Origin of the sequence: Vibrio jasicida 090810c (assembly GCF_002887615.1) — a bacterium.
Classification (GTDB): Bacteria; Pseudomonadota; Gammaproteobacteria; order Enterobacterales; family Vibrionaceae; genus Vibrio; species Vibrio jasicida.
The window spans coordinates 2,082,839-2,096,894 of sequence record NZ_CP025792.1; the positions used below are offsets into that span (position 1 = coordinate 2,082,839).

Consider the following 14,056-nt stretch of genomic DNA (forward strand, 5'->3'; position numbering starts at 1 on the left):
AAAGAGCCGAACCATAATTGTGAGAAAGGACCATTACTTATGCCAATGACAAAAGATTTATCTCACCTGCTCCCGCAAGTCATCGAGATCGCGCGTAGTGCAGGACAATTGATTTTAGATATCTACGAAAAAAAGCAGTACGAAGCCTACATCAAAAGTGATGAGACACCGGTCACCAGTGCCGACATTGCAGCACATAAGCTAATTACAGAACGCCTAAGCGAGCTGACACCTGATATCCCCGTGCTTTCAGAAGAAGCAGCGGACATTAGCTTAGAACAACGCGCACAGTGGGAACGTTACTGGTTAGTTGACCCTCTTGATGGTACACAAGAATTCATCGCACGCAGTGGTGACTTCGCGACCATCATTGCTCTGATCGACAACAACAAGCCAACCATGGGAGTAGTTTACGGTCCAGTTTCTGGCGTAACTTACTATGCTTACAATGGCAAAGGTGCATGGAAGATCCCAGACATGTCAGAGAGTGTGAAAATTCATACCCACAAACATGAACAACCGGGACAAAACATCGCAATCGCAATCAGTCGTCGTCAAGACATCAACCGCATTACCAGTCGTATGAGCAGTGCTTGGAACTACGATTTAATTCCACTCGGCTCTGCCGCACTTAAAGCATGCCTTGTCGCTGAAGGTGCTGTGGACTGTTACTTACGTCTAGGTCCAACTGGCGAGTGGGATACTGCGGCTACGCAATGTATTGTTGAAGAAGCGGGCGGACGTATTCTCAGCACACAACTTGAGCCGCTGTCTTACAACGAGCGCGAGACGTTAGAAAATCCGAACTTCATCGTACTGGGCGATGCTGACTTACCTTGGGACGAGATTCTACAACGCAAAGATTGATCACAATCCAAACTGCATAGCTAGATTTTAAAAGGCCACGAATCGACTTCGTGGCCTTTCTTTTTATCTCTTGTACAGCGATAGGAGCATTTAGCCTACCATGATCCAAGTACTCACTCAGCTGTACAGCCTCATGTCATTTACTTAAAAATCAGAAGTTTAGACAAACAGCAAATAACCAACTGAATTTCCTGTACAGCGAATAGCAGGTTTGGCCTACCATGATCTAAAAGCAAAAAGAGCTGCACATTAGCAGCTCTTCAATAATGGGATGGTTTTTAAAACTGACTAGAAACGCCCTTTGTAATCAAACTCGTATTGGCCTTGAGCGTTCGGGTTGCCCAACCATTTCAGTTGGTCACTCATCCCTGATGGGAACTCCGCCCCAGGTTTAAACCACGCTTTGGTAGAGTAGCGCTGATTTGGCATCAACTCGGCAGAAAACGCTGCGGACACTTGCTTGCTCTTTTGCTCACCTGATGCCGATAGTACGCTGTCTTTACAGTTCAGATCGGCAATCACAGGGCCAAGTTCAAGGCTACCGAGCGGGCTTTGAATGCCACTCGCATTCCAAACTAGTGTACCTTCACCCGTTTTACACCAAGGTGCCGCGTAAGTCGCATGACGGATATTGAGCTCAAGCTGACCATCAACGCCAACAGGCACAGGAATACGCGCTTGCTCCACTACTTTGGCAGCCGGAATCGATGCAACCAAATTTTCAGCGTATGGACCACCAGTTAGGCTATAGCCAACCAAACCACGACCACGAACGTCCATATCACTTCCACGGCCAAAACGTACGGCGAATTCCGCTTTACCAGTGAATAAGCTTGATAGTTGGAAATCCCAATTTACCTCACCGAGATTTTGACGCTGCCAGCTGATGTTAGAAGCACGGCCTTGCCACACAGAGCCTTGGGCATCTTGAATTTCTAACCCTCTTACCGTCGGTACTTGTTGAAGCACCCAAGAAACAGGCAAACCAACAATCAAACTTGTGGAGAAAAAGGCTATGAATATAACAACGTAAAGTATTGCTCGCTTCACCTTAACCTCGCTTAAATTGCAGGCGGTTCACATCAATCATGCCTGCTTGGTCTGTACGATCGATATCGAGAAATTCCACCTCAATACCTTGTTGTTCTTTTAGGTAACGCAGCCAATCCACCATCTGGTTAAATGCCAATGGCTTAATCCAAACTTGAACACTTTCATTACGTGGTTGAACTCGAATCAGCTCCACTTTGTAACGACGAGCAGAAGAAGAAACTAATTGGTTCAGAGGTTGATTAGAGAAGCTGACTCCACCACTTTTGCGTAGAGCAGTAATATCATCAGCCTTGTCTTGCACCCAATTCAACAACTGTTTTTCTGACTGAATTCGAGTCTGAGCGAGTTCAGCTCGTTGATTCATTGGCTGTAGTAGCCCCCAATAAATCATTCCGATAATGGCAATCACACCGCCACCCATCACCAAACGTTGCTCACGTTGTGAGATGCTATTCCACCAAGCTTGAGCCTGAGCGATTAAATTCTTCATCATCACCTCACAAACGTTTTAGTACAAAGCTGCCTATCACAACATTTCCGTTGCGATTCAGCTGACCTTGTTCAACAGTGAACTTTTCTGCCAATTTCACACGCGCTTGCTCAAACGGTTGGAAATCTGAACTGCTTGCTTGAATGCGTACTTCACCGCGTTGGCCATCGTATTTAAAGCTGGTTATCTCCAGATCTTTAACCTGACCCAGTGTCGTTGGCAGTGCCGCTATCCAAGACAGCATTGCAGTTTCACTTGTGCCACCAGAAAGACGACGCTCTTCATCGGTCATCTGACGCTTCAGGTAACTGACCGTTGGAATTCGCTTCTTGTTCGGGAAAATTTGGCGGAAAATGCGTTCACTTTCTTCACGATAGGCTTGTGCTTGCGCCTCATATTTATGGACCACCAGCAATTGCTGCCCCACAAGAACAACCAATAGCACACCCGCAGCGATAGCAGCTTTCTGCCAGACTTTTACGTACTTACCCCAAGACGATTTTGGCTTGAAGCTACCCGTTAATAGGTTGACCTTGCTTTCAGAAACACCTTTAGCAAGTAGTGCCATCGCCATTTCTTCAGGCTTTGCGACCCAAGCCTCTGGGAGTGAAGATTCAGGAATCGAACTGTAACAGTCAAGTTTCCATCCTTCATTCGCTTGCAGATAAGCAGAAAGGTATAAATCTAGCCACGACGCATCGACCACCGCACCTTGAGTATTAGAATGACGAATTAGCCATTGCTCACCCAACGCCACCGCAGAGCTGTTTTCTTCATGCACAGGCAACGCAAGCACATCAGGAAGGATACGCTTAATTACAATACCTTGACTGGAAAAACGCTGCAAAATGGTTTGAACCCAAGCACGCTCAACAGCACAAATTTGCGCTTTCTCTGCTTGCTTGTCTAATACTGTGAAATGCAGGTTATCCACGTCTTGTGCGACTTCATCTTCCACCAAATAAGGCAGCATGCTATCAAACTGACGAGCAGCACCCGGCGGGATATCTACTTCTGTCAGCACAACATCATTACTGGCTAACAAGGCAATCACTTGTCGCTGATCAGCGTAAGACGCCAACTCATCCAGATGTTCCCATCCGGCGAGTTCACCACTGGCAATCACGTCTTGCTGCTGTGTCGACCACACCAACCATGGAATGGTACTTTGTTGTTCGCTACTCAGCCGAACGGTCAGAAACTCGCTCACTGATTCCTCCAAAACGACGGCGAACGACAGTCACCGTTTCTCTATCTGTACTTTGTAAAAGACTACGGATACGTACTCGGGATTCATCCACCAGTACTTGTGCGTCCAATTCAAAAAAGGAGCTATCGACTCCTAAGTAGCCTTTAGCATTTTTCTTTACATCATCGCTCAAGCCAGCTAATTCTGACTCAGCTAAAAATTCATCAACACTATCCCAACCATCGAAAGGGCGCTTTTCAATTAACTGCACCGCATCACTAGAACTCAAGCCAGGAGTAAACATCGCGACTAAGATCGGCGCTTGTTCGACTTCAATAGTATTTACGTTCAAACGCCAATCGTCTGTCGGAATAGCACAAATCATCGGTGCGATCTTCTGATAAATGTCCCCCGTGACTTGATATACCGCTCTCAGTTCGCTGGCATCAGCCATCAGGCCATTGGGTGGTAAATACGCAGGCTTCATTGCCTCATAAGTGCTGTCTTCTACACCAGCAGCGGAGCGCACTGTGCTGTCGCTATCGACGTATTCCCAAGTCGAATCAGCAATCACTTCCGCTTGGTATGGTTCCACGTCCATCTCTTCCATCAAGCGCTGGAACACTTGCACCAAATAAGGACGATTTGTCGAGTCACCCGATGGCTGAACACTCGCTAATACATTCATATTAAAGCAAGCTTGTTTGTCTACGATGCGTCCGGCCGCTTGACCATAATCTAGCGGATACACTTGTTCTTTAATTGCCCAGGGCTGGCTCATATTAATGGTATCGCTGTCTTCGTAGCTCTGCTCAATACCAATTTCAGCCAACGCCTCAACCCCCAAACTATACCAATACGCCTGTTGGTAATTGATCTGGTTCGCGCCTCGCTGAAACTGCAAAAACAATCGTTCAGACATACTTGCTGCAACGGTCGTCATAATCGCCAGTAGCATTAAAACAATAATAAGCGCTACACCACGTTGTCGCTTAGCCATTATTGCCTCCGGAGGATTCATCATTGGATGAGTCATCTTGCCCAGAGGCGCTGATCTTGCCTCCAGAGGTTAAGTAAGTACGGCTGATCTCACCGTAGTCTTTGAGTTTCAAAACAACAGAAACCGCTTTCGGTAACTCTTGCTTACTTTCCCATGTTTTTTTCCACGCTTTGCCATCGTAGAAACGCATATCAAATTCTTCGACCTGAGTCAGAAGCGGTGTCACAATACCTTCTTGTCCAACGGGTGTATCTGGGTAACGCCACCATATACGCTGTAGAACTTCATCTTTAATGCGATAGCCAACTTTCGTGACTTCACCACGTGGGAATTGCTGCTGAGGGTTGTGCCACCCCAGACGCGCAAACATCACGCCTTTCGCATCCGAATCAAGCAGGTATTCCGACCAAAACAACAACTGCTTTGATGGCTCTTCGCCATTGGTTCGCATCTGACGCATGGCCATTTGGCGGAAATCGTTATCCATCATCACCATTGCACGTTGCAACTCGTTCAAACGCTGCGTACGTTCTTGCGATAACACATTACTGCGTTGCACCTGCGAGACCACTTGATAGGCAGCAACGCTTAAGCTCGCAAAAATAGCAATCGAGACGAGCACTTCGATCAAGGTAAAACCTCGATTCGATTTCATACTTGATGCCTTATATCGCTTATTACTCCGCAACATAGCTTCTCACCGTCACAACAGGACTCGCTTCTTTTTCAGTTGCGACACTGACATCAAATGCTTTCAGCAATGGCTGCGCGGTGGCAACAGGAGTTACCTTCCAATACCAAGTTCGCCCCGCTAACTCTTCAGTGCCTTTTTTGGCTTTGAGTTTTTCAGTCGAGAGCATCACATTGGCCATTTGGTTATCCACAACCATGGCTGCAAACATTTTTTCTTCTAAATAACTGACAGTATTAATGTGTTGACTCACCGAGCGAATCACACTGATTGCCGCCGTCGCAAAAATCGCTAATGCGACCAACACTTCCAACAACGTCATGCCTCTAGTATGAAGCGAAGAAGAACCGATACGGCTTTGCTTAGAATGTCGCATTGTTGTCGTCTTCCAATTCTTCACCAGGCTCTAGTAACAAGATTTCGCCGGTTTCTTTGCCAATAATGCGCCAACCATCGTTAAATGCGTCGCCATCTTCAGGAAAGAAAGACAAACTAAATGGCGTGACTTCCGCACTAGAGAAAATGAATACTTGAGGTGGCTTCACTTTCTTTTTCTCTTTGTCATCTTCTTCCGCAAACATATCCTCATCAAACAAAGAACCGGGTTCAAATAGTCGGTCGTCATCGTCCCATGCGCCACCACCAAGATCCAATTGCAGCGAAATATCGCCTTCCAATTTGGTCTCACTAGGAATCTGTTTCAATTCCAATGGTTGCCATCCATCTTGAGTCAAGCTGAGCAAGACGTAAGTGGATTTCACATCATCAACACGTAAACCAAAGTCTTTGCCGCTCAGTACGGCTTCTTCATTCAGTAGCTGTAAGCGCTGGAAAAAGCTTTGAGCATATTGTTTGGAAAGATCTTTCTGACTGGTAGGCAGGGTCGCTATTACGGCGACTGCGGTAAGAGATAACAAAACCAGCACCAATAGAATCTCTATTAATGTAAAACCACGATGTTTTTGCATTTGCTTCATTAGTGCTGGTTTGAACTTTATCTTATTGGAAATCTTGCATGTTCCAGTTGCCGATATCCGACGCAGGGCCTTCACCGCCCTCTTGGCCATCTGCACCTAGAGTAAAGATATCAATCGTACCGTTGTCACCAGGGCTTAGGTATTGGTACTCATTGCCCCATGGATCAGACGGTAGACGCTTAATGTAGCCACCATCACGGTAGTTGCGTGGTTCTGGGTTAGATGGTTTGTTTACTAACGCATCAAGACCTTGGTCTGTTGTTGGGTAAACGCTGTTATCCAACTTGTACATATCCAGTGCATTTTCTAATGCAACAATATCGGTGATCGCTTTTTGTTGGTCTGCTTTTTCTTTGTTACCAAGTAAGTTAGGAACAACAACACTCGCCAAAATACCTAGGATAACCACAACAACCATCACTTCTAAAAGTGTAAAGCCTTGTTGTTTACTACGCTTAAATTTCATTATTATCTCCGAAAGTTAGATTCAAGCTATATCATCAGTAGACACAGCTTAACTCGAATTTTATCCACTCATTAAGTTATTCATTTCCAACATTGGCATCAATGTCGCCATTACGATGAAAAGTACCAAGCCTGCCATCAATGCAATCAATACTGGAGTGAAAATGCCAAGTGCAATGTTGACCGTAGATTCAAAGTTTTGATCTTGGTTATCCGCAGCACGAGTCAACATACTCTCAAGCTCACCACTCTGCTCACCACTAGAAATCATGTGCAGCATCATTGGTGGAAACAAACGAGTTTGATCCAATGCTTTACGTAAGCTTGCCCCTTCTCTTACGTTATCTGCCGCGACCAAAACTTGCTGTTTCACGTAACGATTGGACATAACATCAACCGCGACTCGCATGCCTTCCAGAATCGGAATAGCACTGGATGTACAAATCGATAGCGTACGCGCAAATCGCGACGTATTTAAGCCACGAGAAATCTTACCAATCAGCGGTAGGCTAAGGATTTTTCTATCCCACGCTAAACGAAAGTTCGGTTTTTGTAGTGCCAGTTTAAGCCCGTAAAAGAGCACCACCACCACGATAAAGATGATCAGACCCCACTCTTGGACAAACTCACTCGCAGACAAAAGAAATTGCGTTGATTGAGGTAACTCTTGTCCCATCTGAATGATAGGTTCGATGATCTTCGGAACAACAGAAGAGAGCAACAGAGAGACGATACCAACGGCAAACACCACCAATACCACCGGGTAAATCATGGCTTGCAGCAATTTAGAACGCATTTTCTGACGGTTTTCTACGTAGTCAGCCAAGCGCTCTAACACCGTGTCCAAGTGACCGGATTTTTCACCCGCGGCAACCATTGAAAGGTAAAGTTCGTCGAAAACATGCGGGTAATCCCCTAGGCTATCTGCCAGAGGGTAACCTTCCGTGACTTTTGAACGCACGGCGGCAATCATAGTACGAATACGCGGCTTTTCTGCTTGTTCTGATACCGCTTTCAAACACTCTTCTAATGGCATACCCGATTGAACGAGCGTTGAAAGTTGGCGTGTGATCAGTGCAAGTTCTGCGGTTTTGATACCACGCTTGAATCCGACTGACCCGCCTGAAGACTTAGCCGCTTTTGCTTTAGCTTCCATCACCTCGACAGGAATCATGCCCTGTTCTTTTAGGCGTTGGCGCACCTGACGAGCGTTATCCCCTTCAATTGTGCCTTTCTTCTGCTTGCCTTTCGCATCCAGCGCTTTGTATTCAAATGCTGCCATTACGCTTCCTTGGTCACTCGCATGACTTCTTCAAGTGAGGTAATGCCACGGCTCACTTTGCTTAGGCCATCACTACGAATACTTGGTGTATGCTGACGGACAGCTTTTTCAATTTCTTGTTCACCGGCTTCGCTGTGAATTAACTCCTGAACTTGCTCATCCACCATCAGAAGTTCATGAATACCAGTACGACCACGATAGCCCTTCTGATTGCAGACTTCACATCCTGTCGCACGATGTAAAACCAGAGATTCATGCTCTTCCAAACCAAACAGTTTTTTCTGTTCTTTATCGGCTTCATAAGGCTCTTTACAGTCCGAACACAAGGTACGAACCAGACGTTGAGCAAGCACACCAAGCAATGAAGATGAAATGAGGAAAGGTTCGATGCCCATATCACGTAGACGCGTAATAGCACCCACTGCCGTATTGGTGTGCAGCGTCGACATTACCAAGTGACCAGTCAGAGACGCTTGCACTGCAATCTGTGCAGTCTCTAAGTCACGGATCTCACCGACCATCACCACGTCCGGGTCTTGACGAAGAATGGCACGTAAGCCGCGCGCAAACGTCATGTCGACTTTCGGGTTAACCTGCGTCTGGCCGATACCATCGATATCGAATTCGATTGGGTCTTCTACCGTCAGAATATTACGTTCGTTGCTGTTGATCTCTTGCAAGCCCGCGTACAAGGTCGTTGATTTACCCGAACCTGTCGGACCGGTCACCAAGATGATACCGTGTGGACGTTGAATCAAGCGACCAAAGTTATCGTGCACCGATGGCGTCATACCCAAACTGTGTAAATCTAGACGCGTTGCGTTTTTGTCTAATAGACGCATTACCACACGCTCACCATGCGATGAAGGCATGGTAGAAACACGAACGTCTACTGCTCGACCACCGATACGCAGAGAAATACGGCCATCTTGAGGAACACGTTTTTCTGCGATATCTAGTTTTGCCATTACCTTCACACGAGAAACCAGCAAAGGGGCGAGTTTACGGCTTGGGGTTAAGACTTCACGCAATACACCATCGACACGGAAACGAATTGACAGGGTTTTCTCGAACGTTTCGATATGAATATCCGATGCCCCTTCTTTGATCGCTTCACCAAGCATGGCGTTGATCAATTTGATGATTGGCGCATCATCTTCAGACTCTAGCAAGTCCTCATCATGCGGCAGCTCTTCTGCCAATGAGAAAAAGTCGTCACTGTCTGCGCCAATGTCTTCCATCAGCTGACGGGCTTCAGAAGAATCACGCTGGTAAGCTTCAGTTAGCTTTTTATCGAACGCTTCTTTGTCCATCGGTTGAGGAATAAAGTTCTGTTTCAGTACACGGCGTACTTCAACCAAAGCCGCAGGATTGAGCGGCTCGACGTAATACAGGATTGGAGGGCGCTCAGGGTGCTCCGTCTCCAATACCAGTTTAAAGCGGTTGGCAAAACTGAATGGCAGACGGCGCATGCTTGGCGCTGTGTCTAACATATCAACCATTATTCTTTACCATCTGATCGATGAACGCTTGAATTTCAGCAGGGTGTTTACGATCTTCACCAAATTCAGGCATGACTGGAATCTTAGAGTCATCCATCAACTTCAAGCCTTCTTGCGCTTTATAAAGCTGCTCTGCACGAATGAAGTTGTACTTACGCTGAGTGATGCCATCAGCCGTCATACCATCGCGGATGATGGTTGGCTTGATGAATACCATAAGGTTACGTTTTTCTGTTTGCGTGCTAGTCGACTTGAACAGTTGACCTATTACAGGAATATCACCCAGTAGCGGCACTTTCGATTCACTTTCTAACGCACGCTCATCAACCAAACCACCCAGAACTAGCATCTGACCATCTTGAATCATCACAGAGGTATTCAACTGACGCTTCGCGAAACGTACGTCCACCGCACCATTCGCGCCCAGAACGTTTGACACTTCCTGCTCAATAGTCAGTTGTACTGAATCACCTTCGTTGATTTGAGGTACGACTTTAAGTTTGATACCGACTTCTTTACGGTCAACCGTTTGGAATGGGTTGTCGTTATTCGATCCGGCTGTCGAACCTGTAATCACAGGCACTTCTTCACCAACGATAAAGGACGCTTCACCGTTATCCATCACTGTAATGCTTGGGGATGATAGAATGTTTGAGTTTGAATCTGATGAGACGGCACTGATCAACGCAGTCCAGTCACCCATGACAATACTCATCGCTGCACCATTTACACCGCTAAGTGCAGATGCCAGAGTTGAGTAGTCACCAGATTCAGTAACGTCATATGGCGTACGTTCACCATCTGAGTTTGTGTAGTATTCAGTTCGTGTTTGATCTTTTGCTTCTTCAAGACCAACCATTACGCTACCAATTGACGCTCCAGAGTTGCCGTATTGAATAACCGCACCTGTTTCTAGGTTACCCCATTGAACGCCAAGATTGATGCCGTCGCCTTCAGACATTTCAACGATCAACGCTTCAATCAGAACTTGTGCACGACGGATATCCAGTTGAGAAATCACGTCTTGTAGCGCCATCATGATATCTGGCGGCGCAGTCAGCACCAAAGAGTTGGTCGCTTCGTGAGCGGCAATCACCACTTCGCCACGTTGTGAACTTGATGCTCCTTTTTGACCCGCTTGCTTCTCAGCTTGTAAGTTGTCAGACACCCCTTTTAATACGTCAACCAAGTCTTCGGCTTTCGCATACTTGAGGTAAACCACGCGGTTATTACCTTTCGTCGCCATTTCAACGTCAAGTTGGCGAATTAATCGCTTAAGGCGTGCTCGCACTTTGGGATCACCAGAAATCAGGATTGAGTTAGTACGCTCATCAGCAACGATTTTAGGTTCAAGGAATTCAGGCGTACTTTTTTGATTCGTCGTTTTGTTCAGGGCCTCAACGATACGAACCATCTCAGCAGCAGAAGCATTGCGTAGCTCGACTAATTCGATTTCTTTATCACCCGCTTGGTCAACCCGTTTAATGATTTCCGCAAGGCGGTTTACGACCGCGGCACGACCTGTGATCAAAATGATGTTAGCAGGGTCATAGTGCACTACGTTACCGGCACCCGCGTTATCAATCAGCTGACGCAGTAGTGGAGAAAGTTCGCGAACCGATACGTTACGAACCGCGACCACGCGAGTAATGACACTATCGCCTTTCGCACTGCCGTCGCCTAAGACTGGAATGGCAGATGTTTTTGAGTCTTTTGCTTTAATGACTTTAAGTACGCCGTTGTCCATTTCTACAACCGCATAGCCATACACCTCTAGCACGTTAAGGAAGAAGCTGTAGTATTGCTCTTCATTAAGAACGTCATAGCTGCGTACGTCGATTTTGCCGCGTACTGACGGGTCAACGATGATGGTCTTTTCTAGGTTACGACCAACAATGTTGATGAATTCTTGAATGTCAGTGCCTTTGAAGCTAGCACTAAAATCGTTCGCCATCGCACCCGGTGCGCAGAGAAGAGTCCCTGCAAGTAACCAAGCACTTTTGCTAAACCAATGTTTCACGTATGTCTCCCTGAACTTACGCTGGTTGCCTAAGTATTACAATTGGATGTAGATGTCGTACTGCTGACCATCACGGTCCACAGTCAAATTCAGTTCTTGCGGGTCGTTCATCACTTGCATCAGTTGTACTGAAGATGACGGGTCACTTAAATCGATCCCATTTAGTTGCACCGCAATATCACCAGGTTTTAGACCGACATCATTAAACAAAGCCGCATCACGACCTGGTGAGACGCGATAGCCGACAATTCCACCGTCTTTCTTAACCGGAGAAATGTTGATGTACTTAAATACGCTCTGCGGATCTTTTGCGATTTCCGCTCGAATTTGATCTAACTTTTCACCCACAGCAGAAGGTTTGTTTGCCTTCGCCGCTTGTGGTCGAGTTGCCTGACGAGTTTCAGACAGCTTTTTGTATTCAATCCCTTCAAGCATAAGGGTTTCATCTCGGCCTTGGTTGTCAATAATGACTCGGTCCACCAACACCGCTTTTAATTCTGCTCGCGTTCCATCAATTTCTTCGCCGATGCCATAAGTCGCTTGTTTGCCTCGGTTGGCAATCACCGCCAAGCTGGTTTTTGCGTTACTACTCGCAACCGCGCCAACTAACGTTAGGTTTAAGCGTGTTTTAGGCGCATCTTGCACGACAGGTTGCTCTACTACGACCGGCTTTTGCTCGGTGTACTTTCCGAATAAGTTGGCATTTTGGAGGGCATTGAAATCAATCGCGTCTTTTTTATTACCAGACACAACAGCACTTGCTGACGGTCTCCATTGAGTCACATCAGAAGTTTGAGGCATTGCTAACCACACCACTTTACCGAGTATCCAACCTGTCATTGCTATAAATAGACAAGTAAGTAGCAAACTAAGTTTCGCTTGAATGGTATGATTGTTGGACTTGATCTGAGCCAGTAGCGGGCTGCTTGATAATCCTGCACTTAGCTCTAAACGCTTCACTGAATTGATTCCTTTATTCTTACGTCTGTCAGCCTGAATCTAAATAAAGACAGCCGACTCTATCTTGCTAAAATTGCAATAAAATTACTACTCAACAAAGAGCAGTGAACTATATCACAACTTATATTTCATACCTTTTTCTTATGCAGTTTTTGCCAACTCCCTTGAAAAAAATACGCCTTGGCACCATCTGTAGGTGAATAATCCACCAGCATTGCGCTATCAGTGCAGTGATTAGATAGCATCGAGTTCTATGAGTTCCGAAAATGAAGCCGTAAGGCTAGATAAATGGTTGTGGGCTGCCAGATTCTATAAAACCCGCTCTATCGCACGTAATATGGTCGATGGCGGTAAAGTCCACTATAATGGGCAACGAAGCAAACCAAGTAAAATCGTTGAGTTGGGCGCTGAGATTCGTCTTCGTCAAGGTAATGAAGAAAAAACGGTGATCATCGAAAAAATCTCTGATCGTCGCATGGGCGCACCCATCGCTCAAACGCTCTACCGCGAAACTGAAGACAGTGTTAATCAACGCGAAGAGTTCGCGAAACAACGTAAACTCAACGCCCACAACCCTAGTCCGGAACGCCGCCCAGATAAAAAGCAGCGCCGCGACATCATTAAGTTCAAACATCAATAAACGCCGGAATTACCGACGAGGAAAGCACTCCATGGCAAATAATGTTTTACACCGCTACCTATTTGAAGACCTTTCAGTTCGTGGCGAGTTGGTACAATTGGATGAAGCATACCAACGTATTATCTCCAGCAAGGAATATCCGGCAGCGCTGCAAAAACTGTTGGGTGAGCTACTCGTTTCAACCACACTTTTAACGGCAACTTTGAAATTCGAAGGCTCAATCACGATCCAGCTGCAAGGTGACGGCCCTGTCTCTCTAGCAGTCATCAATGGCGATCATGATCAAAAGATCCGCGGCGTTGCACGTTGGGAAGGCGATATCGCTGACAACGCGACACTGCACGAGATGATGGGTAAAGGTTACCTAGTGATCACCATCGAACCGAAAAAAGGCGAGCGTTACCAAGGTGTCGTTGGCCTAGAAGGTGACACATTAGCTGAAGTTATCGAAGGCTACTTCGCAAACTCTGAACAGCTAAAAACGCGTCTATGGATCCGCACTGGTGAACACGAAGGTAAAGCACACGCTGCTGGTATGATGATTCAAATCATGCCAGACGGCACTGGTGCACCAGAAGATTTCGATCACCTAGAGCAACTGACAGACACAGTGAAGAACGAAGAGCTGTTCACGCTACCTGCGAACGAACTGCTATACCGTCTATATAACCAAGACACCGTTCGTCTTTACGAACCTCAACCAGTCGAATTCCATTGTGGTTGTTCTCGTGAGCGCAGTGGTGCAGCAATCATTACCGTGGACCGTGCTGAAATTAATGACATTTTGGCCGAAGAAGGATCAGTTTCTTTACATTGTGATTACTGTGGCACGTCATACTCGTTTGATGAATCAGAGATTACCGAACTCTATGCGCAAGCGGCTCCTGAAAAGAAAACCCTGCATTAATTTTCATAGCTTA

15 protein-coding genes are annotated in these 14,056 nt (G+C 46.3%); 3 read left to right on the forward strand and 12 right to left on the reverse strand.

Going from position 1 to position 14,056, the window contains the following annotated elements:
• Positions 1-39 precede the first annotated feature (39 nt).
• A complete protein-coding gene (gene cysQ, locus C1S73_RS09835) occupies positions 40-867 on the forward strand; it encodes a 3'(2'),5'-bisphosphate nucleotidase CysQ (protein WP_038870073.1) in 828 nt (275 codons plus the stop codon).
• A gap of 288 nt (positions 868-1,155) precedes the next feature.
• Here cysQ and C1S73_RS09840 read toward each other — a convergent pair whose 3' ends face one another.
• Genes C1S73_RS09840 through gspC form a run of 12 tightly spaced genes read right to left on the reverse strand, consistent with a single transcriptional unit; the run spans position 1,156 to position 12,496 of the window.
• A complete protein-coding gene (locus C1S73_RS09840) occupies positions 1,156-1,917 on the reverse strand; it encodes a type II secretion system protein N (RefSeq protein ID WP_038870071.1) in 762 nt (253 codons plus the stop codon).
• 1 nt (position 1,918) lies between these two features.
• Complete coding sequence (locus tag C1S73_RS09845) at positions 1,919-2,410, reverse strand: type II secretion system protein M (protein WP_038870069.1); 492 nt, start codon at positions 2,408-2,410, stop codon at positions 1,919-1,921.
• 7 nt (positions 2,411-2,417) lie between these two features.
• Positions 2,418-3,620, reverse strand: coding sequence for a type II secretion system protein GspL (gene gspL, locus C1S73_RS09850; RefSeq protein WP_038870067.1), 1,203 nt, complete (start codon positions 3,618-3,620; stop codon positions 2,418-2,420).
• Positions 3,589-4,599: a type II secretion system minor pseudopilin GspK gene (gene gspK / locus C1S73_RS09855; RefSeq protein WP_038870065.1), complete on the reverse strand. Its 1,011-nt coding sequence runs from the start codon at positions 4,597-4,599 to the stop codon at positions 3,589-3,591. The genes gspL and gspK overlap by 32 nt, the downstream gene beginning before the upstream one ends.
• A complete protein-coding gene (gspJ, locus tag C1S73_RS09860) occupies positions 4,592-5,254 on the reverse strand; it encodes a type II secretion system minor pseudopilin GspJ (RefSeq protein WP_095760558.1) in 663 nt (220 codons plus the stop codon). Before gspJ ends, gspK begins: the two co-directional genes overlap by 8 nt.
• Before the next feature lie 22 nt (positions 5,255-5,276).
• Positions 5,277-5,666, reverse strand: coding sequence for a type II secretion system minor pseudopilin GspI (gspI, locus tag C1S73_RS09865; protein ID WP_258070277.1), 390 nt, complete (start codon positions 5,664-5,666; stop codon positions 5,277-5,279).
• Entirely contained in the window at positions 5,653-6,258 is a 606-nt protein-coding gene (gene gspH, locus C1S73_RS09870; protein WP_038870061.1) for a type II secretion system minor pseudopilin GspH, read from the reverse strand. The genes gspI and gspH overlap by 14 nt, the downstream gene beginning before the upstream one ends.
• Positions 6,259-6,289: 31 nt before the next feature.
• Positions 6,290-6,733, reverse strand: a complete 444-nt coding sequence (gspG, locus tag C1S73_RS09875) for a type II secretion system major pseudopilin GspG (protein WP_005430189.1) — start codon at positions 6,731-6,733, stop codon at positions 6,290-6,292.
• Positions 6,734-6,793: 60 nt separating this feature from the next.
• On the reverse strand, positions 6,794-8,014 hold the full coding sequence (gene gspF / locus C1S73_RS09880; protein WP_038870059.1) for a type II secretion system inner membrane protein GspF: 1,221 nt from the start codon (positions 8,012-8,014) through the stop codon (positions 6,794-6,796).
• Positions 8,014-9,516 carry a type II secretion system ATPase GspE gene (gene gspE / locus C1S73_RS09885; protein ID WP_038870057.1) on the reverse strand — a complete coding sequence of 501 codons (1,503 nt, stop codon included), beginning with the start codon at positions 9,514-9,516 and terminating at the stop codon, positions 8,014-8,016. Before gspE ends, gspF begins: the two co-directional genes overlap by 1 nt.
• A complete protein-coding gene (gspD, locus tag C1S73_RS09890; protein WP_038870055.1) occupies positions 9,509-11,536 on the reverse strand; it encodes a type II secretion system secretin GspD in 2,028 nt (675 codons plus the stop codon). Before gspD ends, gspE begins: the two co-directional genes overlap by 8 nt.
• Before the next feature lie 36 nt (positions 11,537-11,572).
• Complete coding sequence (gspC, locus tag C1S73_RS09895) at positions 11,573-12,496, reverse strand: type II secretion system protein GspC (protein WP_038870053.1); 924 nt, start codon at positions 12,494-12,496, stop codon at positions 11,573-11,575.
• A gap of 253 nt (positions 12,497-12,749) precedes the next feature.
• Between gspC and hslR the strand changes: the two genes are divergently transcribed.
• Together hslR and hslO are read left to right on the forward strand one after the other, a co-directional pair.
• Positions 12,750-13,136, forward strand: a complete 387-nt coding sequence (hslR, locus tag C1S73_RS09900; RefSeq protein WP_038870051.1) for a ribosome-associated heat shock protein Hsp15 — start codon at positions 12,750-12,752, stop codon at positions 13,134-13,136.
• Between the two features lie 31 nt (positions 13,137-13,167).
• The gene (hslO, locus tag C1S73_RS09905) at positions 13,168-14,043 is read left to right on the forward strand and encodes an Hsp33 family molecular chaperone HslO (RefSeq protein ID WP_038870048.1); all 876 of its coding nucleotides are present in this window, start codon (positions 13,168-13,170) and stop codon (positions 14,041-14,043) included.
• Positions 14,044-14,056: the final 13 nt, after the last annotated feature.

Coding starts and splice junctions, on each gene's coding strand:
- hslO (WP_038870048.1), top strand. CDS start 13,168: ATGGCAAATAATGTTTTACACCGCTACCTATTTGAAGACCTTTCAGTT.
- gspK (WP_038870065.1), bottom strand. CDS start 4,599: ATGGCTAAGCGACAACGTGGTGTAGCGCTTATTATTGTTTTAATGCTA.
- gspH (WP_038870061.1), bottom strand. CDS start 6,258: ATGCAAAAACATCGTGGTTTTACATTAATAGAGATTCTATTGGTGCTG.
- gspF (WP_038870059.1), bottom strand. CDS start 8,014: ATGGCAGCATTTGAATACAAAGCGCTGGATGCGAAAGGCAAGCAGAAG.
- gspE (WP_038870057.1), bottom strand. CDS start 9,516: ATGGTTGATATGTTAGACACAGCGCCAAGCATGCGCCGTCTGCCATTC.
- gspG (WP_005430189.1), bottom strand. CDS start 6,733: ATGAAATTTAAGCGTAGTAAACAACAAGGCTTTACACTTTTAGAAGTG.
- gspJ (WP_095760558.1), bottom strand. CDS start 5,254: ATGAAATCGAATCGAGGTTTTACCTTGATCGAAGTGCTCGTCTCGATT.
- C1S73_RS09845 (WP_038870069.1), bottom strand. CDS start 2,410: ATGAAGAATTTAATCGCTCAGGCTCAAGCTTGGTGGAATAGCATCTCA.
- cysQ (WP_038870073.1), top strand. CDS start 40: ATGCCAATGACAAAAGATTTATCTCACCTGCTCCCGCAAGTCATCGAG.
- gspI (WP_258070277.1), bottom strand. CDS start 5,666: ATGCGACATTCTAAGCAAAGCCGTATCGGTTCTTCTTCGCTTCATACT.
- hslR (WP_038870051.1), top strand. CDS start 12,750: ATGAGTTCCGAAAATGAAGCCGTAAGGCTAGATAAATGGTTGTGGGCT.